Here is a 24,845-nt window from a genome sequence, read left to right as displayed (position 1 = left end):
GACGCAGGCCGCGCCGGCGGGTTTTTTATTGCCGGCAGGAAACACCAGGCAATAAAAAAGCCGACCCATAAATGGGTCGGCTTGATAACAATCCCGAAGGACTATTACTTGCGGCTAGCTTTTTCCAGCATGCGCAGAGCACGCTCGTTAGCTTCGTCAGCAGTCTGTTGTGCTTTTTGAGCAGCAGCCAGAGCTTCATCAGCTTTACGGTAAGCTTCGTCTGCACGAGCCTGGGAGCGAGCAGCTGCGTCTTCAGTAGCAGTCAGACGTGCTTCGGTTTCTTTCGATACGCTGCTGCAACCGGTAGCCAGAACTGCGGCCAGAGCCAGAGCAGAGAATTTCAGAACGTTGTTCATCGTGTTCCCCTTCAAGGACTTTCTATTAAGTAGCTGTCTCCTCAGAGTGAGGAAATAGCCGGCGTACATACTACCCATTACTTCTAGTAAGTAAACTGACGTGTAGCAAGAAGCAAAAAAATTGTAGGCGTTGATTCTTTTTCGAGCAACTTTTAACTGCATTGTTTAAAAAATATCCAGCTGGGAGGCCCGAGCTGAGCGAGCCGCCGAAAAAAAGTTCCGTGCACTCACCGCTGTTTTTCTCAATCTTGGCTAAAGTCTGTCTATATGGATTCGTCCATACTTTTGTTCGGATTCTGCGCCGTGGCTCTCATAATCTTTATCCATCTTGATGGTGACTTTAAGAGCGCGCGTTCGTCTTAAGTCTCAACATCCGGCAATGTTCAGGCTATCGACCCGCGGATATCTTCGGTCGAGCCGTCCCTGCGTCACCCGGAGCAGCACCCGCCACCTGAGCGCAATGACGAGCGTACCTTGAGCATTTCTGCCAATGGTGCCTACTATTTGATACGTGCCAGGTTGCGCGAGATCGGTGCAGCTCTTCTCGTTGTCCATTCAGGCACGGGGTGGCGTAGATGTTCCTTCGCCGGAAAAACATCGGTAAGGTAGGGGTCAGAATTCAAGACCCGCGAGGAGTAGTGATGAGCGAGGCGTTGTCCATCCACCATGACCAGGCTGGTCATCAGTTCGAGACCAGTGTGGACGGTCATCGTGCCTACCTGACCTATATGGATCTGGGGAAACAGACCCTGGATATCTATCGCACCTTCGTGCCCAACGCGTTGCGTGGTCGCGGCATCGCGGCGGCATTGACCGAGCAGGCGCTGCAGTACGCTGAAGAAATGGGTTACACCGTCATTCCATCGTGCTCCTACGTCGAGCGCTACATGGAGCGCCACCAGCGGCATGCTGCCAAGCTGAGCCAGTAACGCTCGAAGAAACGAACGCATAAAAAAACGCCGGGTTTAAGCCCGGCGTTTTTTTGTCTGGCAAAACGTGATCAGGTGCGAGCGCGTTTCGGCAGTACATCCTTGAGCTTGGCGTGCATGCTGCGCAAGGTGTTTTCGGTCGCAGACCAGTCGATGCAGGCATCGGTGATCGACACGCCGTATTGCAGGTCGGCGAGGTCTTTCGGGATAGCCTGGCAGCCCCAGTTCAGGTGACTCTCGACCATCAGGCCGATGATCGACTGGTTGCCTTCGAGGATCTGGTTGGCGACGTTCTCCATCACCAGCGGTTGCAGGGCCGGGTCCTTGTTGGAGTTGGCGTGGCTGCAATCGACCATGATGTTCGGCTTGATCTTCGCCTTGTTCAGCGCTTGCTCGCAGAGCGCGACGCTGACCGAATCGTAGTTCGGCTTGCCGTTGCCGCCGCGCAATACCACGTGACCGTAGGCGTTGCCCTTGGTGGTGACGATCGACACGCCACCTTCCTGGTTGATGCCCAGGAAACGGTGCGGGCTGGAAACCGACTGCAGGGCGTTGATCGCCACCGTCAGGCCGCCATCGGTGCCGTTCTTGAAGCCGACGGCCGAGGACAGGCCGGAGGCCATTTCACGGTGAGTCTGGGATTCGGTGGTGCGCGCGCCGATGGCCGACCAGCTGATCAGGTCCTGCAAGTATTGCGGGGAGATCGGATCGAGGGCTTCGGTGGCGGTCGGCAGGCCCATCTCGGCCAGGTCCAGCAGCAACTGACGACCGATGTGCAGACCGTCCTGAATCTTGAAGGAGTCGTCCAGGTACGGGTCGTTGATCAAGCCTTTCCAGCCGACCGTGGTGCGTGGCTTCTCGAAATACACGCGCATGACCAGATACAGGGTATCGGACACTTCGGCGGCGAGCACTTTCAGGCGCTCGGCGTATTCGTGGGCCGCCTTGATGTCGTGGATCGAGCAAGGCCCGATCACGACGAACAGGCGGTGGTCGGTGCCATCAAGAATGTTGCGAATGACTTCGCGACCCTTGGTGACGGTGCGCAGGGCAGCATCGCTCAGAGGGATATCACGCTTGAGCTGATCGGGAGTGATCAGGGTCTCGTTGGAGGCGACGTTTAGGTCGTTGATCGGTAAATCAGCCATCGTTTACTCGTCAGGTCACGGGTGCCGGCCGCCAGCGAACCCGCGCGGCGGAGCACAGCAAATTAAGCGCGTCGGGGAGCCGAACCTTAGCGCGTTACGCGCCTGCTCGACAATGGGCAGACACCGGTTTTAGAGGCATTCTCACTAATTGGGAACGTCGCCTAACCCAGCGCAGGCTGTGCAAATGCCTTGCGAACCGTGTCGTGAGAGAACTCGTCGGCATGCTGTTGGACCCAGTCGAGGGCCAGGGCCTGAATATCTTGCAGGTCTTCGTGTGCGTCACGCAGGCGGCAATAACGTTCGATCTGGCAAACCTGCTCGCCCATTCGCGCACTGAACAGCATCTGTTCGTCGACGAAGGCAATGCCCACCAGATAGCCGCGCTTGCGTCGCAGGCACCAGGCCACATAGCCCAGATAGCGCAAATCCGGATTCAAGGTTGGCATGCGCACTTCCAGCGCCGTACCGTGGCGCCAGGCGCGGTGGTAATTGCAAGCCATGCCGCCGAGGCTGATAGTGTGCAGCCGTTGCCGCGAAATGCACTCATGCTTGAGCAACGTTAATTCGACGGGCACATCGTCAGGGTGAGGTAGAAAACGTCCCATGAACACAGACTCCATGTGTCGGCCATTTGACATTGTTTCCCCCAGTATAGTGGTCGAATTGGAACTGACCGATTTCGACGCCGACCAACGGCTGCTGACGATGAGCGGTGTGTCGCTGGTGATTTTCACCAGTGTCGGCTGTGCCAGTTGCCGATTTGCCCGTGAGCAATTGCCACGGCTCGAACTGGCGATCGACCGGCTGTGCTGGATCGATGCCGGGGACAATGGCGGTGTGGTCGAGCGTTATCAGGTTTTTCATTTGCCGGCGCTGTTTGTGGTGCGCGACGGCGAATTTTTCGGGCCAGTACAGTCGCGCCTGACCAGCACCGGGCTCAACGAAGCCGTGCGCCAGGCGCTCAGTCGACATGCAGAGGAGTTGCCATGATGGGGGCAGTTGCCAAACCGACCATCGGTATTATCGGAACCGGCGCGATCGGCGGGTTCTACGGGGTGATGCTGGCGCGAGCCTGTTTTGATGTGCACTTTTTGTTGCGCAGTGAATTTGCAGCGGTGGCCGAACGCGGGTTGCAAGTCGACAGCGCGGTGCACGGTGCGCTGACATTGAATCCGGTCCAGGCCTATTCGTCGGCCGAAGACATGCCGCCTTGTGACTGGTTGCTGGTCGGTGCGAAAACCACCAGCAACGCGGACCTGGCGCCCGCCATCATCCAGGCCGCCGCGCCGAATGCCAAAGTCCTGCTCCTGCAAAATGGCCTGGACGTCGAAGACAGCTTGCGTGAGTTGCTTCCCGATTCCCTGCACTTGCTCGGCGGGCTGTGTTTTATCTGCGTCCATCGCGAAGGGCCTGGCGTCATTACCCATCAAGCACTCGGTGCGGTGAATGTCGGCTACCACAGCGGTCCGGCAGCCGATCAACCGACGCGAATGGCGATTGTCGAGGAGGGCGCCGGATTGTTCCGCGCGGCCGGCATCGACTCCCAGGCCATGCCGAACCTGCACCAGGCACGCTGGCAAAAACTGGTTTGGAATATCCCTTACAACGGCCTCTCGGTTCTGCTCGGGGCCAGCACCACGCCGTTAATGGCCGATGTCGACAGCCGGGAACTGATACAGGCGCTGATGGCCGAAGTGGTTCAGGGGGGCATCGCCTGCGGTCACGACATTCCGGCCGGGTATGCCGAACATCTGTTCAAGGTGACCGAGAAAATGCCCGACTATTGGCCGAGCATGTACCACGATTTCCTGCACAAACGACCGCTGGAATTGCAGGCGATTTATGCGCGGCCTCTGGCGGCGGCCAAAGCGGCGGGGTGTGAATTGCCGCGAATCGAAGCCTTGTATCGCAGCTTGAGTTTTATCGATCGACGCAACACATAAGTCGATCAACCTGAGGGGGAAGGGCATGGCAAAGACGATTGACGACAAACTGGTGCTGGCGATTTCGTCGCGAGCGCTGTTCGACCTGAGCGAAAGTCACAAGGTCTATCTGTCGAGCGGCGTCGAGGCCTACCGGCAATATCAGATTGAACACGAAGACGAAATCCTCGAGCCCGGGGATGCGTTTCCCTTGGTGGAAAAACTCCTGAACCTGAACGCGAGCCTCGGTCGCGCCCGGGTCGAGGTGATCCTGGTGTCGCGCAACAGCGCTGACACCGGCCTGCGCGTATTCAACTCGATTGATCATTACGGCCTGGCGATTTCCCGTGCGGCGTTTGTCGGCGGACGCAGTCCCTATCCGTACCTCAAGGCCTTTGGCTGCGATCTGTTTCTCTCCACCCACGCCGAAGACGTGCGCAGCGCGCTGGACGCCGGGTTCGCCGCAGCCACCATTTTGTCGGGCGGTGCCAGCCGTGCAGCCAGCGATGAATTGCGCATTGCGTTCGACGGTGATGCGGTGCTGTTTTCCGACGAGTCCGAGCGTATCTATCAGTCCGGCGGCCTGGAAGCGTTTCAGGCCAGCGAGCGTGAATCGGCCCGGGAGCCTTTGCGCGGAGGGCCGTTCAAAGGCTTCCTCGCCGCCCTGAATCTGTTGCAACGCGAGTTTCCCGATGACGCTTGTCCGATCCGCACCGCCCTGGTGACGGCACGGTCGGCGCCGGCCCATGAGCGGGTGATCCGTACGCTGCGCGAGTGGGATATTCGACTGGACGAGTCGCTGTTTCTGGGCGGCCTGACCAAGTCGGCGTTTCTCGAAGCGTTTGCCGCCGACGTGTTTTTCGACGATCAGGCCGGCCATTGCGAGCTGGCTCGCGAAGTGGTCGCCACCGGTCACGTGCCGCATGGCATAAGCAACGAGCAAAAGGTTTAAGCCCACGGTTCAACGCGTTACGCGGGCCGTCGTACTCGCCTAGGCACTGCTAAGCTGAATCAAATCTCCGCCATGTTGGCACGCGAGGAGGTCATATGATTCGTTCGATGCTGTATGCCACTGACCTCGGTCTGTATGCACCGTTGGTGATGCAGCATGCCCTGGCGTTGGCGCGGACATTCAATGCCGACTTGTATGTGGTGCACGCGGTTGAACCGATGGGCCTGTTTGCCGAATCGGTGCTTCAGAGTTATCTCGACGAGCAGGCCTTGAACGAGTTTCACAGTCAGGGCCTGAGTACGGTGATCGCCAATATCGAGCAGCGGGTACTCGACAGCTTTCGTGAAGAGTTGGGGGATGAAGGGGAGCAGGACCTGGAGCGGATTCAAGCGGTGCGGGTGCTGCAAGGCGACCCGTCGCAGGTGATTCTCGACCAGGCGCAGAAACTCTCCGTGGATTTGTTGATCGTAGGTAGTCATAGCCATGGTGCTGGCGCGGAAACGCCTCTGGGCAGGACCGCTGCGCGGGTGTTGCAACTGTCTCGGGTACCGGTTTATCTGGTGCCACTAGTTGAACGTCGTCGCCAAGGGGATCGCTAGAACACGAATAGTGGCAATTTGACAAAAAAGTTCTAGATTTATTCTTCAAACCATTAATATAGTTATATACCGTCGCTGATGCCCGTGGCGTCTACCTTGCTTTGAGGGATTCATATGAAGCTTCAACAACTGCGCTACATCTGGGAAGTGGCGCACCACGACCTCAACGTTTCCGCTACAGCCCAAAGCCTTTACACCTCGCAACCGGGCATCAGTAAACAGATCCGCCTGCTGGAAGACGAATTGGGCGTCGAGGTTTTTGCCCGCAGCGGCAAGCACCTGACCCGCGTCACTCCGGCCGGCGAGCGCATCATCACCACCGCCGGTGAGATCCTGCGCAAGGTTGAAAGCATCAAGCAGATCGCCCAGGAATTCTCCAACGAGAAGAAAGGCACCCTGTCGATCGCCACCACGCACACTCAGGCACGTTATGCCTTGCCGCCGGTGATCAGCAATTTCATCAAGCAGTACCCGGATGTTGCCCTGCACATGCACCAGGGTTCGCCGATGCAAATCGCCGAAATGGCCGCTGACGGCACCGTGGATTTCGCCATCGCCACCGAAGCGCTGGAATTGTTCGGTGACCTGGTGATGATGCCGTGCTACCGCTGGAACCGCTGCGTGGTCGTGCCCCAGGGTCATCCGCTGACCAAGCTGTCAAAGCTGACCCTCGAAGCCTTGGCCGAATACCCGATCGTGACCTACGTGTTCGGTTTCACCGGCCGTTCAAAACTCGACGAAGCCTTCAGCCATCGTGGCCTGACACCGAAAGTGGTGTTCACCGCCGCCGACGCCGACGTGATCAAGACTTATGTTCGCCTGGGACTGGGCGTGGGCATCGTGGCGAAAATGGCGGTCGATGCCAAACTCGACAGCGACCTGGTCATGCTCGATGCCAGCGACTTGTTCGAATCCAGCATCACCAAAATCGGTTTCCGTCGCGGCACCTTCCTGCGTGGTTTCATGTGCGACTTCATCGAGAAGTTCGCGCCGCACCTGACCCGTGAAGTCATGGCCAAGGCCATTCAGTGCCACAACAAGCAGGAACTGGAAGAGCTGTTCGACGGCGTCGAACTGCCGGTCCATTAATCCGCTTAAATCACCTCGGTGACAGCAAACTGTTGCCGAGCGCCCGCCACCAGAATCTCCACTTCGTCCCCTTCGAACTTGCCCAGCAGGCTTTTGCCCAGCGGCGAGCGAGGGGTGATGACGGTGATCATTTGACCCACCATGTCGACTTTCAGACCCGCCGCGTCCGGGGCCAGAAATAGCCATTGCTCACGACCCTTTTCGTCCTCCAGACCGAGCAGGGCGCCGACTTCGATGCCGCGTTGTTCGTCATAAGGACGCAAGGTCAGGTTCTGGCACAGCGTCAGTGACTGCCTGATTTCTTCCACGCGTTTGGCCTGTCCGGCCGCGAGATAAGACGCCTCCAGGCCCAGGGTGTCGTACTTGTTTTCGGCGATGTTTTCTTCGTGGGTCGCGGTTTCGTAAGCGGTCTGCGCGGCACGCTCGGCGATGTCGAGATCGATCCGAAGCTTGTCGATAATCAACTGGTGGACGGTTTGCTTATTCATGATCAGTCGCAGAATTGCAGGACGTTGGCGCGGCTTTTTTCGCTCGGCGCGGTCTGGTCCTGTTGCAGCCAGAACTGGCATTTCGGATTGGACAGATTGCGGCTGGTGCTGCGAGCCTGATCCATTCGTTGTTGCTGCTCGTTCTTGCGCAGGTTCTCTTCGTACTGTTCGAACAGCGGGCTCTGCGGCGGGATGTCCGGCACCGGTTGCACCACCACCGGCGGCTTGGCCAGTTGCTCCACCGCGGCGGCGACGGGCGCGAGTTGCTCGCTGAACAGCAGGCGCGAGGCGAGCCAGCAAGTCAGCGCGATTGCGAGGAATCCAAGCCACAGACCGAGGGCAATGCTGCCGGTCAATTGCAGCGCATTGAGCTGAATCGGCAACGGGCGGCGCGGGTTGGGACGGTAGGGCATGGCTGCCTCCTGGCGGGTGGTCGCGGGCGAGTGGCGATTGTCGCACGAAGATTAATCGCCGTCGGCTCTTCTGCGCGAGGTAATTTATGCGGACAATCGGCGCCTTTGCCAACGGGAGCCTGGAATGCCTGAATTGCCTCAAGTGCCTCAAGTGAAAAACCGCTGGCGCTGGGATATTTTTTGCACCGTGGTCGACAACTTTGGCGACATCGGCGTGACCTGGCGCCTGGCCCGACAGCTGGTGGCCGAACATGCCGTGACGGTGCGCTTGTGGGTCGATGACCTGCGGGCCTTCGAACGTATCTGTCCTGAGATCGACATCAGCGCCGCGCAGCAATGGCAGCAGGGTGTCGAGGTGCGTCAGTGGGCCGCTGAATGGCAACCCGCTGAAGCTGCCGATGTCGTGATCGCTGCGTTCGCCTGCCAGTTGCCGAGCGCCTACATGGACGCCATGGCCTCGCGGGAAAAGCCGCCGCTGTGGATGAACCTCGACTACTTGAGCGCCGAAGACTGGGTGATCGGCTGTCACGGTTTGCCGTCGGTGAAGTACAAGAGCGTGCAGAAGTACTTCTTCTTTCCGGGATTTCAGAAAGGCACGGGTGGCTTGCTGCGTGAAAGTGGATTGCTTGACCGTCGCAGGCAGTTTCAGCAAAACCCCGAAGCCCAGCGAGAATTCCTGCAAGGCCTGGGGATTGATCGTGCACCGAACGCTCAACTGATCTCGTTGTTTGCTTACGAAAATAGCGGATTGGCCAGTTGGCTGGACGTGATGGCCGCCGATTCGAATCCCACGCATCTACTGGTGCCCGAAAGCCGGATTCTCGGGGATGTCGAGCGCTGGCTCGGCGTCGGTCAACTGACGGCCGGCGCGTTACACGTGCGCGGCGAACTGACCGTGCAAGTCCTGCCGTTCGTCCGACAGGATCAGTACGACCACCTGCTCTGGTGCTGCGATTTCAACGCCGTGCGCGGCGAAGATTCCTTTGTCCGCGCGCAATGGGCAGGGCGGCCGCTGCTCTGGCACATCTATCAGCAGGACGAAGATATCCATCTGGACAAGCTCGACGCCTTCCTCACGCTGTACACCCAAGGCCTGTCCGAGCCTGCCCGAGAGGCGATCAGCGGTCTTTGGCGTGCGTGGAATGCAGGCCTTAATATGTCCGACCACTGGCTGGCCACCCGCAAACACTGGCCGGAGCTGCAAAAACACGCCGAGGCGTGGTGTCTGGAACAGGCCTTGCAGGCCGATCTTGCCGCAGCGCTGGTACAGTTTTATGTAAATTGGATATGATACGCGGCCTAGATTTTTGTAAATCCCATCCAAATTCGGATATTCGCAATGAAAACTGGTAAAGAACTGAAACCCGGTACCGTGATCCGTCTCGAAAACGATCCTTGGCTGGTTCAGAAAGCTGAATTCACCAAATCCGGTCGTAACAGCGCGATCATGAAGACCAAGCTGAAAAACCTGCTGACCGGTTACAAGACCGAGATCGTTTACAGCGCCGACGACAAACTGGACGACGTAATCCTCGACCGCAAAGAAGCGACCCTGTCCTTCATCAGCGGCGACACCTACACGTTCATGGACACCACCGACTACACCATGTACGAGCTGAACGCTGAAGACATCGAAGCCGTTCTGCCTTTCGTTGAAGAAGGCATGACCGATGTTTGCGAAGCGATCTTCTTCGAAGAGCGTCTGGTTTCCGTAGAGCTGCCGACCACCATCGTGCGTCAGGTTGACTACACCGAAGGTTCCGCTCGCGGCGACACTTCCGGCAAGGTGATGAAGCCTGCCAAACTGAAGAACGGTACCGAGCTGTCGGTTGCTGATTTCATCGAAATCGGCGACATGATCGAGATCGATACCCGCGAAGGCGGTTCCTACAAAGGCCGTGCTAAATAAGCACCGCTTGAGGAATGAAAAAGCCCGACCATTGAGTCGGGCTTTTTTGTGGCTGTCTGAAACACACTGTCCCTGTAGGAGCGAGGCTTGCCCGCGAAGGCGTCGTGTCAGTCGACAATGATGTTGAATGACAGGCCGCCTTCGCGGCAAGCCTCGCTCCTACAGGGGGCGGTGTTATTTCAAATACTGCTTCAATTCTTCAGAGGCCTGCAGCATCGCGGAGCGTACTGCTGGAACCTGGCTCACCACGTTGAGCAAACCGTAGTCATGGATCATGCCGTTGTAACGAACCGACGTAACCGGCACGCCAGCCTCATCCAGCTTGCGCGCATAAGCTTCACCCTCATCGCGCAACACATCGGCACCGGCCGTCTGCACCAGCGCAGGCGGCAAGCCTTTCAATTGCGCGGTGGTGGCCCGCAGCGGTGAGGCGTAGATCTCGTTACGCTGCTTGGCGTCGGTGGTGTAGTTGTCCCAGAACCACTTCATCATGTTTCTGGTGAGGAAGTGCCCCTCGGCAAACTGGTTATACGACGCTGTTTCGAAGTTCGCATCGGTCACCGGCCACAGCAATACCTGGAACTTGATCGCCGGCGTGCCCTTGTCTTTAGCCATCAGCGCAACCACGGCCGCCATGTTGCCACCGACGCTGTTGCCGGCCACGGCCAGGCGTTTACCGTCGACGTTGATCTCTTTACCGTGCTCGGCCACCCATTTCGTCGCCGCGTATGCCTGATTGATCGCCACCGGGTAATGCGCTTCCGGCGACGGGGTGTAATTGACGAACACCGCCGCCGCACCCGAGCCCGTCACCAGGTCGCGAACCAGACGTTCGTGGGTCGGGAAGTCTCCCAGCACCCAGCCTCCGCCGTGGAAGAACATGAACACCGGCAGCTCGCCTTTGACCCCGGCCGGCCGGACGATGGTCAGGCTGAGCGGTTGGCCGTCGACTTGAATGGTCTTCTCGCTGACATCGGCTTTTGGCAGTGTCAGTTTCACCCCGGCTTGAGCACCCACCAATACGGCGCGGGCTTCTTTGGGAGTGAGTTGCTCCATCGGTTTGCCAGTGCCGGCATTCAGCACATCGAGGAACGCCTGGGTGTTGTGTTCAACCCCATCGCCTGCAAACGCGTTGCTGATGGATAAAGCGAGAAGGGTACCGGTCAAGACTTTGCTGAAAGTGTTCATGTTCGTTTCCTGTTCGGGCCGGGTAGTCAGCGGTTAGACGGTCACGTGCAGACGCACATCGACGTTGCCACGGGTCGCGTTCGAGTACGGGCAGACTTGGTGGGCCGCCTCGACCAGGCTTTGCGCGTCGGCTTGTTCAAGGCCCGGTAGGCTGATGTGCAAGTCGATGTCCAGACCGAAGCCGCCAGGGATTTGGCCGATGCCGACATGGGCGGTGATCGACGCGTCGTTCGGGATGCTGCGTTTGGTCTGGCTGGCGACGAATTTCAGCGCGCCGATGAAGCAGGCGGAGTAGCCGGCTGCAAACAGTTGCTCAGGGTTGGTCGCTGCGCCGCCGGCACCACCGAGTTCTTTCGGGGTAGCGAGTTTGACGTCGAGGATGTTGTCACTGGAAACCGCACGACCGTCACGGCCGCCAGTGGAGGTTGCGATTGCGGTGTAGAGAGTTTGCATGGTGTTAGCCTCGTTCGGGTCTGATTTGTTTGCGCTAAATGTTTGCGCGCTAAGTAAGTGCGAGATGAATGTATCGCGCGAATATTTAGCGCGCAAGATAAATTTTTGAAAAAGTTTTGGATTGGAAGGAAGCGCGGGTTGGAGGTATTGATTTAGAGCAGTCGCGGCAGGATTTTTCAGCGGAAATTTTTTTCGAAGGAAGAAACGGGGGTCGGCAGTAACACTGCAAAATAAATGTGGGAGCGGGCTTGCTCGCGAAAGCGATGGATCAGGCAACATTTTTGTCGACTGACGCACCGCCTTCGCGAGCAAGCCCGCTCCCACAGGGGATCTAAGTGGTTTGAAGGTTAAAGGCTGTCTTGGAGATGGCTGCGCAGCGCTTGCAGCTCCGCTTGAAGTTTCTGCAGCCGCTCAAGTGTCATTCCGCTTGCACCGAGGATGCATTGGGGAATACCACGCGCCTTCTCCCGCAATGCGCGCCCCTGTTCGGTCAGCTCGACAATCACCACCCGTTCATCCTCACGGCTGCGAGTGCGGCTGAGCAATCCCTCGGCCTCCAGGCGTTTGAGCAAGGGTGTCAGTGAGCCGGGGTCTGTCAGCAGTCGCGTGCTGATTTCGCCTACAGTCAGCCCGTCACGCTCCCACAACACCATCATCGCCAGATACTGCGGGTAGGTCAGGCCCAGCGCTTGCAGCAGCGGCTTGTACACCTTGGTCATCAGCAGCGAGGTGGAATGCAGGGCGAAGCAAGCCTGATTATCCAGCAGCAGGTCATCGCAGTTATCCGGGGTGTTGCGCTCGGTGGTCATTTCAAAGCCTTGGTCAGTGATCGTCATGAATCTAGCGGACGAATCTTTAATGCACCAGACAATTCTGGACTAGTGCCGGTCCAGGGTGTTTTGCAGCGCCAGGTCCCACGGTGGAATGGGGCTGAAGCGGGTTTTCAGGTATTCCAGAAGCAGGCGGCTGCGCGAATTGGGTTGTTGCGACAGTCGCAACGCATAGATGCCGGTGGATTCCGCGGGGGGCAGGCCGTTTTCACAAAACAGCGGCAGTAGCTCGCCGCGTAACAGGTACTCGCTGGCCAGCCAGGACGGCAAATGCGCGATGCCCAGTCCGGCCAATGCACCGCAGGCCAGTGCCTCGGCATTGTTGGCACTCATGCGGATGCGCGCCGGGCGATGCAAGTGCATGTGCCCGTCGCGTTCAAAGCGCCAGGCGAAAGGTGGCGCCAGGCCGTCCCAGTCGAGGCCGTCATGTTCGATCAACTGCGCGGGTTCGGTCGGGACGCCACGACGTTTCAGGTACTCGGGGCTGGCGCAGGCAATGCGCACCATACTCGCCAGCGGCGTGGCCACCAGCCTTGTGTCGGCCATTTGCCCGGCGCGCAGCACCAGGTCAACCTTGCCCAGATTCAACCCCTGCATGTCGACAAAACTGTCGATCAAATGCAATTGCACGTCGAGGCCGGGGTAGAGCATCAGGAAGTCGGCAATCACCGGCGCCAGATGCCGTCGGCCGAACGCCGCTGGCGCATCGATGCGGATCAAGCCTTCCGGCGCGCTGCTCAGGGACACCGCTTCAGCCCGAGCCAAGCGCAATTCCGTCACAATCCGCCGCGCCCGCTCGGCAAACGCAAGGCCTGCGGGCGTCGCGCGCACGGCGTGGGTGCTGCGGATGAAGAGCTGGCTACCGACCGCACTTTCCAGGCTGTCGATGCGCCGCGCCACGGCCGAAGGCGTCAGCGGATGCCGGCGGGACGCAGCGGAAAAGCTTCCGGTTTCCAGCACATCGAGGAACAGTCCGAGTTGTTCGGTCAATTGATTGGGGTTCATGGTGTGTCAGCGCTTATGCGAAGTTGGCATAGCCATTGTGCGTTGCTGTGCGTTTCCCCGCCAGCGTCGACTGCGTAGGATGATCAGCCTGACAAAAGGAAAATCACCTGTGATTGAGTTCTTGATGTATCTGGTCTTCGGCGCAGCCCTGGGAACACTCGGCGGGCTGTTCGGTATTGGCGGTGGCTTGATCGCGATTCCGTTGCTGGGTGTGCTGTTCGGTCTCGATCAGCAAATTGCCCAAGGCACGGCGTTGGTCATGGTCGTGCCTAACGTAATGCTGGCGCTGTGGCGGTACCACCAACGCAATCGCATCGAAATGCGTCATGCGCTGCCCTTGGCGGCGATGGGGTTTTGCTTCGCCTGGATCGGATCGATCTGGGCGGTGGGCATCGACGCGCAAACCATGCGCGTGGGCTTTGTCGCGTTCCTGATTGCCCTGACGGCCTACAACCTGGTGCGCATGTTTACCGCCAACGCGCCGGCCTCTGCTCAGATGCGTTATTCCTGGCCATGGCTGGGTGTGCTGGGCGCGGCATCCGGAACCATGGGCGGGCTGTTCGGAGTGGGCGGGGCAGTAGTGGCGACGCCGGTGCTGACCAGCGTGTTCGGCACCACCCAAGTAGTAGCCCAAGGCTTGTCGCTGGCCCTGGCACTGCCCAGCACCGGCGTCACACTGGTGACGTACGCGGTGCATCATCAAGTGGACTGGATGATCGGTTTGCCATTGGCCGTCGGCGGTTTGATGAGCATCAGCTGGGGCGTGAAGATCGCCCACGCCATGCCGGAGCGGCTATTGCGCGGGTTGTTCTGCGGCTTCCTGGTACTGTGCGCGGTGATGCTTGCTTTTAAAGTTTGAAGCCTTCGACGATGTGTTCGGCCAGGCACTCGGTGATCGGTGACGGGTTGTGCAGGTTGCGCACCAGCATGATGCTGGCTTCCGGCAGCAGCGGCAGGTCCTCGGCAGCACCGAGGATGCGCATGTCCGGTGTGATCAGGCTTTCCAGTTGCGCAGTCACCGCGAGGCCCGCACTGACCACGGCCATCAACGCCGACAGGCTGGAACTGTTGTAGGCAATGCGGTAATCGCGGCCCATCGCGTCCAGCGCATTGCACGCCCACAGCCTGCAGAAACAATCACTGTTGAACATCGCCAGGGGCAGCGGCGTCTGCTCATGGGCGCTGAAGCATTGCGCTTCGGCCCAGACGAAACGTTCCTTGCGCAGCAACTGGCCGATCTCGCTGCCCGGCTCACGGGTGACGATGGACAAGTCCAGGTCCTGGCGTTGCAACAATTGTTTTGATGATTCGCAGTGAACCTCGATCTGGATCAGCGGATAGAACTTGGCGAAGCGCGACAGGATCCCCGGCAGAAAACGCATCACGTAGTCGTCAGGCGTGCCGATGCGCACGGTGCCGACCATGTGCGGCTCGCGCAGGGTATTGAAGACTTCGCTGTGGAGTTTGAGGATGCGCCGCGCGTAACCCAGCAATACCTGGCCTTCGGCGGTCAGTTTGACCTGTCGTCCGTCTCGTTCGAACAGTTGGCGCTGCAACACGTCTTCTTCCAGACGCTTCATCTGCATGCTCACCGCAGACTGCGTGCGGTTGACTATTTCACCGGCGCGGGTAAAACCGCCTTGGTCGGCGATGGCGACAAAGGTGCGCAGCACGTCAGTATCGATACTTGGGTACGCCGACATCCATCAATCTCCGAGATGGTTACCATCAGAAACATTCGTTGGATTGATCTTAGCGCTGAGGCGAGACTTGAGCCATCCCTAAAGGAGGGCAACAAGATGAAAGGTAATAACGAACATATAACGGAAGAAAAATTCTCAATCCACGCGGTATCCGATCTGCTGCACAAGTTTAGTCGCTGGTACGAACTTCACCGTGAACGTGAACTGCTGGCAAGCTTGAGCGACGAAGCACTGAAAGACATCGGCGTGAGTCGTGCAGATGTGGAACATGAATCGGTTCGGCCGTTCTGGGATGATCCGATGCATAAATGATGAGGCCATCGCTACACAACTCCCTTCCCGGTGAGGTAGGTTGCGAGCAGACAAGGAGATGCTCATGCCCGCAACAGTGTCCTTTACCCTCAAACAGGCTCGACGTCTGGCGCTGGCCGCCCAAGGGTTCAACGGGCGGCAACCGCCAGCGGCGATCAAACCGGTTCAGCTCAACCGGCTGATCGAACGCCTGGGCATTCTGCAGATCGATTCGGTCAATGCGTTGGTGCGTTCGCACTACCTTCCCTTGTTTTCCCGTCTTGGTAACTACTCATCCGATTTGCTCGATCAGGCCGCCTGGAGTCAGGGCCGTCGGCGCACGTTGTTCGAGTATTGGGGCCATGAAGCGTCGTTGCTGCCCCTGTCGATGTACCCCTTGATGCGTTGGCGCATGCAGCGTGCGACGCGCGGCGAAGACATCTATCAGCAATTGGCGCGTTTCGGTCGTGAGCAACAGGACACGATTCGCCGGGTGCTGGCCTCGGTTCAGGAACTCGGTGCACTGGGGGCCGGAAGCCTGTCGACCCGTCAGGAGCGGGCCGGGCCATGGTGGGACTGGAGCGCTGAAAAACATGCGCTGGAATGGTTGTTCGCCGCCGGTGAAGTGACCGTCGCCGGCCGCCGTGGATTCGAGCGGCTTTACGATCTGCCGGAACGGGTGATTCCTTCGGCCATCCTGCAACAGCCATTGCTCAGTGAGGCCGAGGCCCAGCGTGGGCTATTGCTGCATGCCGCGACGGCGTTGGGTGTCGGCACGGAAAAGGATCTGCGCGATTATTTTCGTCTGAACCCGGCAGACAGCCGGCCGCGTCTGGCGGAATTGGTAGAGGCGGGTGAACTGCTGACCTGCGAGGTTCAGGGCTGGCGGCGACCGGCCTATTGCTTGCCCGAGCCAAAAGTGCCGCGCAAGGTCGGGTCCAGTGCGCTGTTGTCGCCGTTTGATTCGCTGATCTGGGAGCGCAGCCGTACCGAGCGATTGTTCGATTTCCGTTATCGATTGGAGATCTACACGCCGCAAGATAAACGGGTGTACGGCTATTACGTTTTGCCGTTTTTGCACAATGAACGGATTGCCGCGCGTGTTGATTTGCGCGCCGAGCGAGCGCTGGGACGGCTGGCGGTGCACGCCGTGCATGAGGAAGAGCCGGGGCTGGACGAGGCGGGGATGCTGGCGCTGGCGCTCAATCTGCGGCAGATGGCGGATTGGCTGGGGCTTGATCAGGTCCAGTTGAATTGCCCGCGGGCGAGTGCGGTGCGGTTGCGGGTGGCATTGGCGCAGATTGGCGGTGATTGAGCTGGCCTCATCGCGGGCAAACCTCGCTCCTACAGACACAACGCAATTCTGTAGGAGCGAGGCTTGCCCGCGAAGGGCGCGAAGCGATTTACCGGCGGACTTGTTTCAAGGTCTCGGCAATCAAAAACGCCAACTCCAGCGACTGATCCGCATTCATCCGCGGGTCGCAATGGGTGTGGTATCGATCCGACAACCCGTCTTCAGTAATCGGCCGCGCGCCGCCGATGCACTCGGTCACGTTCTGCCCGGTCATCTCGATGTGGATACCGCCGGCGTAACTGCCTTCCGCTTCGTGAACCTGGAAGAACTGCTTCACTTCACCGAGGATCTGCGCGAAGTCGCGGGTCTTGTAGCCGCTGCTGGCCTTGATGGTGTTGCCGTGCATCGGGTCGGAGCTCCAGAGCACTTGCTTGCCTTCACGCTGCACCGCGCGGATCAACGCCGGCAAGTGATCGCCGACCTTGTTCGCGCCCATGCGTGCGATCAGGTTCAAGCGGCCCGGATCGTTGTCCGGGTTGAGCACGTCGATCAGGCGAATCAGGTCTTCGGGGTTCATGCTCGGGCCGACCTTGACCCCGATCGGGTTGTTCACGCCCCGAAGGAATTCGACGTGAGCGCCGTCGAGCTGACGGGTGCGATCACCGATCCACAGCATGTGCGCCGAGCAATCGTAGTAATCGTTGGTCAGGCTGTCGCGGCGCACGAAGGCTTCTTCGTAGTTCAGCAGCAAGGCTTCGTGGGCGGTGAAGAAACTGGTCTCGCGCAGTTGCGGCGAACTGTCCATGCCACAGGCGCGCATGAAGGCCAGGGTTTCATCGATGCGATCGGCCAGGTGGCTGTATTTTTCCGCCAGTGCCGAGTTGGCGATGAAATCCAGGTTCCACTTGTGCACCTGATGCAGGTCGGCAAAACCGCCCTGGGCGAAAGCACGCAGCAGGTTCAGGGTGGCGGTGGACTGGTGATAGGACTGGAGCAAGCGCTCCGGGTCCGGCACGCGGCTTTTTTCGTCGAAGCCGATGCCGTTGACGATGTCGCCACGGTAGGCCGGCAGGGTCACACCATCGATGGTTTCGTCGTTGGCCGAGCGCGGCTTGGCGAACTGGCCGGCCATGCGCCCGACCTTGACCACCGGGCAACCGGCGGCGAAGGTCATGACGATCGCCATTTGCAGCAGGACTTTAAAGGTGTCGCGAATTTTTGCGGCGGAGAACTCGGCAAAGCTTTCGGCGCAGTCGCCGCCTTGCAACAGAAACGCACGGCCCTGGGTGACCTGGGCAAACTGACGGCGCAACTCCCGGGCCTCACCGGCAAACACCAGCGGCGGATAGCTGGCCAGTGTTTGCTCGACCTGCAGCAAATGCGCCGCGTCGGGGTAGTGGGGTTGTTGCTGGATCGGCAGGGCGCGCCAGCTGTCAGGGCTCCAGGGTTGGCTCATCACGGTCTCGGTTGTTTTACGCTCGGGCGTTCATGTTATCAGCAAATTAGTGCGTGACCTGTTCCGCTTGCTTCGCGGACAATCGCGCCTTTGCCGCTTCATGTTGCGGTTTATCGCGTTGCCGGGCCTGGCGACGATCAGGAGACGAAATGACTGAGGAGCGCGTCGAGCATCTGCTCGCCGAGGTACAGGATGAGTTCGGCGTGATTCGCGTGCTGGAAGTGGCCGATTACCGTTTTCTCGAGTTCGGTGATGCCATCGAACAGAGCTGCGTGTTCACGGCTGACCCAAGCTGGCTCGAGTACGATTACACCCGGGCGATGCTGATTGGCGCGCTGTGCCACGAACAGCCGGAAAGCGCGCTGTTTCTCGGCCTCGGCGCCGGCACGCTGACCCAGGCGTGCCTGGAGTTTCTGCCGCTTGAAGATGTCGAAGCCATCGAGCTGCGCCCCGACGTACCGCGTCTCGCCATCGAATACCTGGGGCTGGATGACGATCCGCGGCTGTACATTCGCGTCGGCGATGCGCTGGAATTGCTCGAAACCGCTGAACCGGCAGACCTGATTTTCGTCGACCTTTATACCGATGTCGGTCCGGGTGTCGGGCATCTGGCCTGGAGCTTCCTGGAAAACTGTCAGAAACGCTTGAATCCGGGCGGCTGGCTGGTGATCAATCAGTGGGCCACCGACGACGGCAAGCCATTGGGCGCGGCGTTGTTGCGCGGGCTCTATCACCGGCATTACTGGGAGCTGCCGGTGAAGGAGGGCAACGTGATTTTGATCGTGCCTTCGGAGCTGGATCAGGAGCTGGACATGGACGGATTGACCGCCCGGGCCGAAGGGCTGGCGCCGCGGCTGGGGTATTCGTTGCAGTCGCTGATCAAGGCGATTCGCCCCGCAACATAAGTCGTTGTCTGTGCGGGCCTCTTCGCGGGCAAGCCTCGCTCCTAAAGGTTTTGTGTTGTTCACATTGCCGACGAACGGCACAAAACCTGTAGGAGCGTGGCTTGCCCGCGAAAGCGATATCGCTCACGACATACCTCTCAAACTCCTTTGAACACGCCCGGTCGCTTCTCGACCATCGACCGCACACCTTCCCGGGCATCCTCACTCGCCAGCAACTTCTTCACCAACGGCGGCAACCCCAGCGCCGCCGCCGTTTCTCCTTCGTAACGCGCCTGTCGGGCCGACATCAACGTCGCCTGAACCCCCAGCGGCGCCTGCCGGGCAATCCGTTCTGCCAATTCAATCGCCCGCGGCAGCAGATCCTCGCTGGCCATGACTTCCTGCACCAACCCCAGGTGCAACGCGTCATGCGCATCGAATTCATCGCCGGTCAGCAGCCAGCGCATCGCATTGCCCCAGCCGGCGACTTGATGCAGGCGCAACGTGGCGCCACCGAAGGGGAAGATCCCGCGCTGCACTTCCTTCTGGGCAAATCGGGTATTACTGGCGCAAAGGTTGATGTCGGCGGCCAGCATCAGCTCGATGCCGATGGTCAGGCAGTAGCCTTGGGCGGCGACAATCACCGGTTTGCTCACCCGGGGCCCGGCAAACACGCCCCACGGATCGCAACCGCCGGGCGGTGCCTGCCAGCCATCAGCCAGGGCGGCGCTGGCATTGATCAGGTCGAGCCCGGCGGTGAAATGCTCACCGTGTCCGAACACCACTGCCACGCGCGCCTCGCTGTCGGCCTCGAACTCGCCATAGGCCAGGCTGAGCGCGTTGAGCAGGTCGAGGTCAAAGGCATTGCGCTTGGCCACCCGATCCAGGCCGATCAACAGGACATGACCGCGTTGTTCACGGGTGACACGACTGGAGCCGGGCTGATTCATGGAGCATTTCCTCGGGCGGGAAGGGAAGTGTCAGACCGCGGGTCTGCGTCACATCGGTGAACCGTTTTAGCGCCATCGCCAGCAGGGCCGGGCCTTTGAAAAATAGACCGTTGCACGATTATCCGCAAAGCCTGTGACACAACGGTGTATACGTCAGTTTTCCGACAAATAATGCTCCCTTTTTGGGCGAATTCCGGTATAGTGCGCGCCGGCCTTTAACCGGGCCGCGTTTAGGTAGCGCAATTTCCCGAAGTCAGCTTCGGCTGCACGTCCGCACAGCGGACTCTCCCTTGACGAATCTTTTTCATTCATTCGTTTTCGCAAATCCCCGCCGACAAAGCAGCCAGGGCGACTCTTGAGTCTTACACGGCATGCGCAGCTTTGGAGCATGGGTCTTTGCGGATGCACTTAGAGGCAGACCCATGACCCAGGAAACCGGCGGCTTCGCCGCTTTTAATCTTAATCCGAATATTCTTGCAGCCGTCATCGCGACTGGCTACGAAGAGCCTTCGGCTATTCAGCAGCAATCGATCCCGATCATCATGGCCGGCCACGACATGATTGGCCAGGCGCAAACCGGTACCGGTAAAACCGCCGCGTTCGCCCTGCCTATCCTGCATTGCATCGATCCTGCCAAGCGCGAGCCGCAAGCCCTGATCCTGGCGCCAACCCGTGAGTTGGCGCTGCAAGTAGCAACCGCTTTCGAAACCTACGCCAAGCAAATGCCAGGCGTTACCGTTGTGGCCGTTTACGGCGGCGCCCCGATGGGCCCACAACTGAAAGCAATCCGTAATGGCGCGCAGATCGTTGTCGCCACCCCGGGCCGTCTGTGCGACCACCTGCGTCGTGACGAAAAAGTCCTGTCGACCGTGAACCACCTGGTTCTCGACGAAGCGGACGAGATGCTCAAGCTGGGCTTCATGGACGACCTCGAAGTTATCTTCAAGGCTCTGCCAGCGACCCGTCAGACCGTACTGTTCTCGGCCACCCTGCCACAGTCGATCCGTGCCATTGCCGAACGCCACCTGCGCGATCCGCAACACGTGAAGATCCAGACCAAGACTCAGACCGTTACCGCGATCGAACAGGCTCACCTGTTGGTTCACGCTGACCAGAAGACCTCGGCTGTATTGAGCCTGCTGGAAGTCGAAGACTTCGACGCCCTGATCATGTTCGTGCGCACCAAGCAAGCGACCCTGGACCTGGCCAGCGCCCTGGAAGCCAAAGGCTACAAAGCCGCTGCGCTGAACGGTGACATTGCTCAGAACCAGCGTGAGCGCGTGATCGACTCCCTCAAGGATGGCCGTCTGGACATCGTTGTGGCGACCGACGTTGCTGCTCGTGGCCTGGACGTTCCGCGCATCACTCACGTGTTCAACGTTGACATGCCGTACGATCCAGAGTCCTACGTTCACCGTATCGGCCGTACTGGCCGTGCCGGTCGCGAAGGTCGTGCACTGCTGTTGGTGACTCCGCGTGAGCGCCGCATGCTGCAAGTGATCGAGCGTGTAACCGGTCAGAAAGTTGCTGAAGTCCGCCTGCCGGATGCTCAGGCTGTTCTCGATGCCCGCATCAAGAAACTGACCAACAGCCTGTCGCCACTGGTCGGTGATGCCGAATCGACTCACGGTGAACTGCTGGATCGCCTGACTGCCGACATCGGTTGCACCCCGCGTGCATTGGCCGCTGCTCTGCTGCGCAAGGCAACCAACGCTCAGGCGTTGACCCTGGCCGCGATCGAGAAAGAACGTCCACTGGTGCCGAACAACGCACCGCGTGGCGATCGTCCAGAGCGTACCGGTGATCGTCCGGACCGTGGTGATCGTGAGCGTCGTGCTCCGGTTCCATTGGCTGAAGGTCGTGCTCGTTGCCGTACCGCGCTGGGTGCCCGTGATGGTATCGCTGCCAAGAACCTGCTGGGCGCTATCCTCAACGAAGGTGGTCTGGCTCGCGAAGCAATCGGTCGCATCCAGGTCCGTGACAGCTTTAGCCTCGTCGAGCTGCCGGAAGATGGTCTGGAGCGTCTGCTGACCAAGCTGAAGGACACTCGCGTTGCCGGTAAGCAGTTGAAGCTGCGTCGCTATCGCGAAGATTGATCCGCTTTCGGGCTGATTGATCGAACATAAAAAATCCCCGACTGGTTCGGGGATTTTTTTGGTCTGCTGTTTGTGCCTGGCCCGGGGACCGAGTTGCGCCCTTCGCGAGCAAGCCCGCTCCCACAGGGGATCTCTGTCAATCACAGATAGTGTGTTCACTGAAGATCTACTGTGGGAGCGGGCTTGCTCGCGAAGGGCACGACTCGGTCTGTCTGTCAGCCGAAGCGGTAAATGTCCATCCCCAGCGCACCCATTGTAAAACCCTGATGGGCAACGCTGAACTCCCCCCCCAGCCCCGCGAGCAAAGTACAACGGCAGCAAATGCTCATCGCTGGGATGGTTGCGCACGGCGTTCGGCGCCTGCTGACGATAATCGTGCAGCGCGGCTTCATCGTTGGCCGCGAGTTTTTCAATCATCCAGTCGCGAAATGTTTTGGCCCACGGCTCGACGCTTTCCGGGCCGGCGTGCCAGTCCAGTTCGCGCAGGTTGTGGGTGATGCTGCCAGAGCCGATCAGCAACACGCCGTGTTCGCGCAGGCTGGCGAGGGCATGGCCGACCCGGGTTTGCAGGGCAGGGCCGCCACGGGTGGGTAGCGAGACTTGCACCACCGGGATGTCAGCCTGCGGGTACATCAATGACAACGGCACCCACACCCCGTGATCGAACGGCCGCTTGGTATCGATGCGCGCAGGCAGGTTGTCGGCCTGCAGCAACTCGACCACCTCGCCAGCCAGTTGCGGATCGCCGGGCGCCGGGTATTGCACCTCGAACAAGGCCTTTGGAAAGCCACCGAAGTCATGCCACGTGTCAGGCTGGGGGTTGCCGCTGACCAGCAGCTCATTGCTTTCCCAATGTGCAGACACAATCACAATGGCTTTCGGTTTCGGCAATTCTGCAGCGAGCCGCGCGAGGGCGGGCCCGCTGGCACCCGGTTCCAGTGCCAACATGGGCGAGCCATGGGATATGTACAGGCTGGGGAACATGAATGAGCTCCTGAGGGGTAAGATGGCAGCATCTTCAGTCAGATCATTGATCTAAATCTAATATAAGTTTTAGGGTCTTTTGATCGAATTTTCGGGATTAATTATGCAGCCGGAGTTTTGGCACAAGCGGTGGACGTCGAATCAGATCGGCTTTCACCTGCCGGAAGTGAATCCATATCTGCAACGGTACTGGCCGCAGCTGGGCCTGGAGGAGGGCGCGCGCGTACTGGTGCCGTTATGTGGGAAAAGCCTGGACCTGCTGTGGCTGGCGAAATGTGGTCACGAGGTGTTGGGCATCGAGCTGTCGGAAAAGGCCGTGGAAGATTTCTTTCACGAACACCAATTTGACCCGGATGTCAGCGACCAAGGGCCCTTCACGGTCTATCGTGCGGGTTCGATCGAGATCTGGTGTGGTGATTTCTTCGCATTGACCGCCGGCGATGTCGCCGATTGCAGCGCGCTGTACGACCGCGCTGCCTTGATCGCCCTGCCGCCAACCATGCGCGAGCAATACGCCGAGCACCTGAAGCGGATTGTGCCGAAGGATTCGCTGGGAATTTTGATTACCCTGGATTACGACCAGGCGCAAATGGATGGCCCGCCGTTTGCCGTGCTGGATGACGAAGTACAACGGCTGTTCGGGGCGACCTGGGCACTGAAGATACTGGAAGACCAGGACGTGCTGGGCGAGAGCTGGAAGTTTGTCGAGAACGGTGTCACGCGGCTTGAAGAGCGGGTGTATCGGGTTTCCAGTCATTAAGGTGTGTTGAGTTTGCTGGCTCTTCGCGGGCAAGCCTAGCTCCTACAGATATTGTGTCGTTCACATAATTGGCGAGTGACACAAGACCCGTAGGAGCGAGGCTTGCCCGCGAAGAGTCCCTGATGAACACCACGCCAACTAGAAGCTAAAAAAAAGGCCCGCATTCACTGCGGGCCTTTTCTTTTAATGCGTAGTGCGAGAGCTATCAGCCCCGACGACGCAACGCGTCAATACGCTCTTCCAGCGGCGGGTGGCTCATGAACATGCGAGCGAACCCTTGTTTGATGCCACCGTTGATGCCAAAGGCATTCAGCGTATCCGGCATGTGCACCGGCAGACCCTGTTCTGCACGAAGGCGTTGCAAGGCGCCAATCATTGCACTGGTGCCTGCCAGGCGTGCACCGGCTTCGTCTGCGCGGAACTCACGTTTGCGCGAGAACCACATGACGATGGAGCTGGCCAGGATACCCAGGACCAGTTCGGCGACGATGGTCGCCACGTAGTAGGCGATGCCCTGGCCTTCTTCGTTCTTGAAGATCACCTTGTCGACAAAGTTGCCGATGATCCGTGCGAAGAACATCACGAAGGTGTTCACCACGCCCTGGATCAACGCCAGGGTGACCATGTCGCCATTGGCCACGTGGCCGATTTCGTGGGCCAGGACAGCCTTCACTTCATCCGGCGAAAAACGCTCGAGCAGACCCTGGCTAACCGCGACCAGCGCGTCGTTCTTGTTCCAGCCCGTGGCGAACGCGTTGGCCTCGTAGGCCGGGAAAATCCCGACTTCGGGCATCTTGATCCCGGCTTCGCGGGACAGTTGCTCAACGGTTTGCAACAGCCATTGCTCGTGGCGTGTGCGCGGCTGGCTGATGATTTGGGTGCTGGTGCTCATCTTCGCCATCCATTTGGAGATGAACAGCGAGAACAGGGAACCGGCGAAACCAAAGACCGCACAGAAAATCAGCAGCTGATTGAGGTTGAGATCAACCCCGTTGGCCGCCATGAACCCGTTGAAGCCGAAAAGGCTCAGGGTGATGCTGGCAATCAGCACGACCGCCAGGTTAGTGGCCAAAAACAGCAGGATGCGCATCATGGTTGTAGAAATCTCCTCATGCTAAAGATGTAGCGTACTGCGGGGTATATAAG

At 59.3% G+C, this 24,845-nt stretch carries 27 protein-coding genes and 1 pseudogene; 14 read left to right on the top strand and 14 right to left on the bottom strand.

The genetic code is table 11. The features are described 5' to 3' along the window. Positions 1-104: 104 nt before the first annotated feature. Positions 105-356 carry an outer membrane lipoprotei OprI gene (gene oprI, locus ACA049_RS21845; RefSeq protein WP_003172710.1) on the bottom strand — a complete coding sequence of 84 codons (252 nt, stop codon included), beginning with the start codon at positions 354-356 and terminating at the stop codon, positions 105-107. Between the two features lie 641 nt (positions 357-997). On the opposite strand from oprI, the gene ACA049_RS21840 reads away from it, so the two are divergent. After that, positions 998-1,285: a GNAT family N-acetyltransferase gene (locus ACA049_RS21840; protein ID WP_109633645.1), complete on the top strand. Its 288-nt coding sequence runs from the start codon at positions 998-1,000 to the stop codon at positions 1,283-1,285. 71 nt (positions 1,286-1,356) lie between these two features. Here ACA049_RS21840 and ACA049_RS21835 read toward each other — a convergent pair whose 3' ends face one another. Together ACA049_RS21835 and ACA049_RS21830 are read right to left on the bottom strand one after the other, a co-directional pair. Further along, positions 1,357-2,433, bottom strand: coding sequence for a 3-deoxy-7-phosphoheptulonate synthase (locus ACA049_RS21835; RefSeq protein ID WP_017339811.1), 1,077 nt, complete (start codon positions 2,431-2,433; stop codon positions 1,357-1,359). A gap of 161 nt (positions 2,434-2,594) precedes the next feature. Further along, positions 2,595-3,038: a PilZ domain-containing protein gene (locus ACA049_RS21830; RefSeq protein ID WP_497304367.1), complete on the bottom strand. Its 444-nt coding sequence runs from the start codon at positions 3,036-3,038 to the stop codon at positions 2,595-2,597. On the opposite strand from ACA049_RS21830, the gene ACA049_RS21825 reads away from it, so the two are divergent. The 5 genes from ACA049_RS21825 (at position 3,037) to cysB (ending at position 6,995) form a co-directional block, all read left to right on the top strand. Beyond that, positions 3,037-3,423, top strand: coding sequence for a thioredoxin family protein (locus tag ACA049_RS21825; RefSeq protein ID WP_497329766.1), 387 nt, complete (start codon positions 3,037-3,039; stop codon positions 3,421-3,423). The two genes, ACA049_RS21830 and ACA049_RS21825, sit on opposite strands and share 2 nt — an antisense overlap. Beyond that, on the top strand, positions 3,420-4,376 hold the full coding sequence (locus ACA049_RS21820; protein WP_497329764.1) for a putative 2-dehydropantoate 2-reductase: 957 nt from the start codon (positions 3,420-3,422) through the stop codon (positions 4,374-4,376). The genes ACA049_RS21825 and ACA049_RS21820 overlap by 4 nt, the downstream gene beginning before the upstream one ends. Before the next feature lie 25 nt (positions 4,377-4,401). Next, positions 4,402-5,307 (top strand): 5'-nucleotidase, encoded by a 906-nt coding sequence (locus tag ACA049_RS21815; protein WP_461975464.1) that lies wholly within the window; start codon positions 4,402-4,404, stop codon positions 5,305-5,307. 95 nt (positions 5,308-5,402) lie between these two features. Next, entirely contained in the window at positions 5,403-5,906 is a 504-nt protein-coding gene (locus tag ACA049_RS21810) for a universal stress protein (RefSeq protein WP_497329762.1), read from the top strand. A gap of 114 nt (positions 5,907-6,020) precedes the next feature. After that, positions 6,021-6,995 (top strand): HTH-type transcriptional regulator CysB, encoded by a 975-nt coding sequence (gene cysB / locus ACA049_RS21805; RefSeq protein ID WP_008148549.1) that lies wholly within the window; start codon positions 6,021-6,023, stop codon positions 6,993-6,995. Between the two features lie 5 nt (positions 6,996-7,000). Here cysB and ACA049_RS21800 read toward each other — a convergent pair whose 3' ends face one another. Beyond that, positions 7,001-7,483, bottom strand: coding sequence for a GreA/GreB family elongation factor (locus ACA049_RS21800; protein WP_497329760.1), 483 nt, complete (start codon positions 7,481-7,483; stop codon positions 7,001-7,003). A 2-nt stretch (positions 7,484-7,485) separates the two neighbouring features. After that, positions 7,486-7,896 (bottom strand): hypothetical protein, encoded by a 411-nt coding sequence (locus ACA049_RS21795; protein ID WP_462028088.1) that lies wholly within the window; start codon positions 7,894-7,896, stop codon positions 7,486-7,488. 124 nt (positions 7,897-8,020) lie between these two features. Between ACA049_RS21795 and earP the strand changes: the two genes are divergently transcribed. Both earP and ACA049_RS21785 read left to right on the top strand, forming a co-directional pair. Then, positions 8,021-9,187, top strand: coding sequence for an elongation factor P maturation arginine rhamnosyltransferase EarP (gene earP, locus ACA049_RS21790; RefSeq protein WP_497329758.1), 1,167 nt, complete (start codon positions 8,021-8,023; stop codon positions 9,185-9,187). A gap of 48 nt (positions 9,188-9,235) precedes the next feature. Continuing rightward, positions 9,236-9,805 (top strand): elongation factor P, encoded by a 570-nt coding sequence (locus ACA049_RS21785; protein WP_007943632.1) that lies wholly within the window; start codon positions 9,236-9,238, stop codon positions 9,803-9,805. Positions 9,806-9,979: 174 nt separating this feature from the next. Here the strand turns inward: ACA049_RS21785 and ACA049_RS21780 are convergent, their stop codons facing one another. From ACA049_RS21780 to ACA049_RS21765, 4 genes are all read right to left on the bottom strand, one after another. After that, positions 9,980-10,993 carry an alpha/beta hydrolase gene (locus tag ACA049_RS21780; protein ID WP_497329756.1) on the bottom strand — a complete coding sequence of 338 codons (1,014 nt, stop codon included), beginning with the start codon at positions 10,991-10,993 and terminating at the stop codon, positions 9,980-9,982. Between the two features lie 33 nt (positions 10,994-11,026). Then, a complete protein-coding gene (locus tag ACA049_RS21775; protein WP_010461312.1) occupies positions 11,027-11,446 on the bottom strand; it encodes an organic hydroperoxide resistance protein in 420 nt (139 codons plus the stop codon). Between the two features lie 347 nt (positions 11,447-11,793). Beyond that, positions 11,794-12,255, bottom strand: a complete 462-nt coding sequence (locus tag ACA049_RS21770; protein ID WP_094468368.1) for a MarR family winged helix-turn-helix transcriptional regulator — start codon at positions 12,253-12,255, stop codon at positions 11,794-11,796. Between the two features lie 69 nt (positions 12,256-12,324). Continuing rightward, positions 12,325-13,281 (bottom strand): LysR family transcriptional regulator, encoded by a 957-nt coding sequence (locus ACA049_RS21765; RefSeq protein ID WP_497329754.1) that lies wholly within the window; start codon positions 13,279-13,281, stop codon positions 12,325-12,327. A gap of 109 nt (positions 13,282-13,390) precedes the next feature. Here ACA049_RS21765 and ACA049_RS21760 point away from each other — a divergent pair, with 109 nt between their 5' ends. After that, positions 13,391-14,140 (top strand): sulfite exporter TauE/SafE family protein, encoded by a 750-nt coding sequence (locus ACA049_RS21760; protein WP_497329752.1) that lies wholly within the window; start codon positions 13,391-13,393, stop codon positions 14,138-14,140. Here the strand turns inward: ACA049_RS21760 and ACA049_RS21755 are convergent. Next, positions 14,130-14,984, bottom strand: a complete 855-nt coding sequence (locus tag ACA049_RS21755) for a LysR substrate-binding domain-containing protein (protein ID WP_497329750.1) — start codon at positions 14,982-14,984, stop codon at positions 14,130-14,132. The two genes, ACA049_RS21760 and ACA049_RS21755, sit on opposite strands and share 11 nt — an antisense overlap. 96 nt (positions 14,985-15,080) lie before the next feature. Here ACA049_RS21755 and ACA049_RS21750 point away from each other — a divergent pair, with 96 nt between their 5' ends. Together ACA049_RS21750 and ACA049_RS21745 are read left to right on the top strand one after the other, a co-directional pair. Next, positions 15,081-15,296: a DUF1127 domain-containing protein gene (locus ACA049_RS21750; protein WP_497329748.1), complete on the top strand. Its 216-nt coding sequence runs from the start codon at positions 15,081-15,083 to the stop codon at positions 15,294-15,296. Positions 15,297-15,360: 64 nt separating this feature from the next. Next, positions 15,361-16,590, top strand: a complete 1,230-nt coding sequence (locus tag ACA049_RS21745; RefSeq protein ID WP_497329746.1) for a winged helix-turn-helix domain-containing protein — start codon at positions 15,361-15,363, stop codon at positions 16,588-16,590. Between the two features lie 88 nt (positions 16,591-16,678). Here ACA049_RS21745 and ACA049_RS21740 read toward each other — a convergent pair whose 3' ends face one another. After that, on the bottom strand, positions 16,679-18,025 hold the full coding sequence (locus ACA049_RS21740; protein ID WP_109633622.1) for a class II 3-deoxy-7-phosphoheptulonate synthase: 1,347 nt from the start codon (positions 18,023-18,025) through the stop codon (positions 16,679-16,681). 149 nt (positions 18,026-18,174) lie between these two features. On the opposite strand from ACA049_RS21740, the gene ACA049_RS21735 reads away from it, so the two are divergent. After that, positions 18,175-18,930: a spermidine synthase gene (locus ACA049_RS21735; protein ID WP_497329744.1), complete on the top strand. Its 756-nt coding sequence runs from the start codon at positions 18,175-18,177 to the stop codon at positions 18,928-18,930. A gap of 137 nt (positions 18,931-19,067) precedes the next feature. Here the strand turns inward: ACA049_RS21735 and ACA049_RS21730 are convergent, their stop codons facing one another. Continuing rightward, the gene (locus ACA049_RS21730) at positions 19,068-19,859 is read right to left on the bottom strand and encodes a crotonase/enoyl-CoA hydratase family protein (protein WP_497329742.1); all 792 of its coding nucleotides are present in this window, start codon (positions 19,857-19,859) and stop codon (positions 19,068-19,070) included. A gap of 422 nt (positions 19,860-20,281) precedes the next feature. Here ACA049_RS21730 and ACA049_RS21725 point away from each other — a divergent pair, with 422 nt between their 5' ends. Further along, the gene (locus ACA049_RS21725) at positions 20,282-21,955 is read left to right on the top strand and encodes a DEAD/DEAH box helicase (protein WP_497329740.1); all 1,674 of its coding nucleotides are present in this window, start codon (positions 20,282-20,284) and stop codon (positions 21,953-21,955) included. A gap of 215 nt (positions 21,956-22,170) precedes the next feature. Here the strand turns inward: ACA049_RS21725 and ACA049_RS21720 are convergent. Continuing rightward, positions 22,171-22,939 (bottom strand): annotated as a pseudogene (locus tag ACA049_RS21720) (DODA-type extradiol aromatic ring-opening family dioxygenase). Positions 22,940-23,042: 103 nt separating this feature from the next. Between ACA049_RS21720 and ACA049_RS21715 the strand changes: the two are divergent. After that, positions 23,043-23,699, top strand: a complete 657-nt coding sequence (locus ACA049_RS21715) for a thiopurine S-methyltransferase (RefSeq protein WP_497336934.1) — start codon at positions 23,043-23,045, stop codon at positions 23,697-23,699. A 205-nt stretch (positions 23,700-23,904) separates the two neighbouring features. Here ACA049_RS21715 and htpX read toward each other — a convergent pair whose 3' ends face one another. Beyond that, positions 23,905-24,792 carry a protease HtpX gene (htpX, locus tag ACA049_RS21710; RefSeq protein ID WP_109633611.1) on the bottom strand — a complete coding sequence of 296 codons (888 nt, stop codon included), beginning with the start codon at positions 24,790-24,792 and terminating at the stop codon, positions 23,905-23,907. Positions 24,793-24,845 lie beyond the last annotated feature (53 nt).

Source organism: Pseudomonas sp. LBUM1662, from assembly GCF_059695915.1.
The sequence above is the reverse complement of the archived record's forward strand: the minus strand, read 5'-3'. Positions and strand labels throughout refer to the sequence as shown.

Coding starts and splice junctions, on each gene's coding strand:
- oprI (WP_003172710.1), bottom strand. CDS start 356: ATGAACAACGTTCTGAAATTCTCTGCTCTGGCTCTGGCCGCAGTTCTG.
- ACA049_RS21840 (WP_109633645.1), top strand. CDS start 998: ATGAGCGAGGCGTTGTCCATCCACCATGACCAGGCTGGTCATCAGTTC.
- ACA049_RS21835 (WP_017339811.1), bottom strand. CDS start 2,433: ATGGCTGATTTACCGATCAACGACCTAAACGTCGCCTCCAACGAGACC.
- ACA049_RS21825 (WP_497329766.1), top strand. CDS start 3,037: ATGAACACAGACTCCATGTGTCGGCCATTTGACATTGTTTCCCCCAGT.
- ACA049_RS21830 (WP_497304367.1), bottom strand. CDS start 3,038: ATGGGACGTTTTCTACCTCACCCTGACGATGTGCCCGTCGAATTAACG.
- ACA049_RS21820 (WP_497329764.1), top strand. CDS start 3,420: ATGATGGGGGCAGTTGCCAAACCGACCATCGGTATTATCGGAACCGGC.
- ACA049_RS21815 (WP_461975464.1), top strand. CDS start 4,402: ATGGCAAAGACGATTGACGACAAACTGGTGCTGGCGATTTCGTCGCGA.
- ACA049_RS21810 (WP_497329762.1), top strand. CDS start 5,403: ATGATTCGTTCGATGCTGTATGCCACTGACCTCGGTCTGTATGCACCG.
- cysB (WP_008148549.1), top strand. CDS start 6,021: ATGAAGCTTCAACAACTGCGCTACATCTGGGAAGTGGCGCACCACGAC.
- ACA049_RS21800 (WP_497329760.1), bottom strand. CDS start 7,483: ATGAATAAGCAAACCGTCCACCAGTTGATTATCGACAAGCTTCGGATC.
- ACA049_RS21795 (WP_462028088.1), bottom strand. CDS start 7,896: ATGCCCTACCGTCCCAACCCGCGCCGCCCGTTGCCGATTCAGCTCAAT.
- earP (WP_497329758.1), top strand. CDS start 8,021: ATGCCTGAATTGCCTCAAGTGCCTCAAGTGAAAAACCGCTGGCGCTGG.
- ACA049_RS21785 (WP_007943632.1), top strand. CDS start 9,236: ATGAAAACTGGTAAAGAACTGAAACCCGGTACCGTGATCCGTCTCGAA.
- ACA049_RS21780 (WP_497329756.1), bottom strand. CDS start 10,993: ATGAACACTTTCAGCAAAGTCTTGACCGGTACCCTTCTCGCTTTATCC.
- ACA049_RS21775 (WP_010461312.1), bottom strand. CDS start 11,446: ATGCAAACTCTCTACACCGCAATCGCAACCTCCACTGGCGGCCGTGAC.
- ACA049_RS21770 (WP_094468368.1), bottom strand. CDS start 12,255: ATGACCACCGAGCGCAACACCCCGGATAACTGCGATGACCTGCTGCTG.
- ACA049_RS21765 (WP_497329754.1), bottom strand. CDS start 13,281: ATGAACCCCAATCAATTGACCGAACAACTCGGACTGTTCCTCGATGTG.
- ACA049_RS21755 (WP_497329750.1), bottom strand. CDS start 14,984: ATGTCGGCGTACCCAAGTATCGATACTGACGTGCTGCGCACCTTTGTC.
- ACA049_RS21750 (WP_497329748.1), top strand. CDS start 15,081: ATGAAAGGTAATAACGAACATATAACGGAAGAAAAATTCTCAATCCAC.
- ACA049_RS21745 (WP_497329746.1), top strand. CDS start 15,361: ATGCCCGCAACAGTGTCCTTTACCCTCAAACAGGCTCGACGTCTGGCG.
- ACA049_RS21740 (WP_109633622.1), bottom strand. CDS start 18,025: ATGAGCCAACCCTGGAGCCCTGACAGCTGGCGCGCCCTGCCGATCCAG.
- ACA049_RS21735 (WP_497329744.1), top strand. CDS start 18,175: ATGACTGAGGAGCGCGTCGAGCATCTGCTCGCCGAGGTACAGGATGAG.
- ACA049_RS21730 (WP_497329742.1), bottom strand. CDS start 19,859: ATGAATCAGCCCGGCTCCAGTCGTGTCACCCGTGAACAACGCGGTCAT.
- ACA049_RS21725 (WP_497329740.1), top strand. CDS start 20,282: ATGACCCAGGAAACCGGCGGCTTCGCCGCTTTTAATCTTAATCCGAAT.
- ACA049_RS21715 (WP_497336934.1), top strand. CDS start 23,043: ATGCAGCCGGAGTTTTGGCACAAGCGGTGGACGTCGAATCAGATCGGC.
- htpX (WP_109633611.1), bottom strand. CDS start 24,792: ATGATGCGCATCCTGCTGTTTTTGGCCACTAACCTGGCGGTCGTGCTG.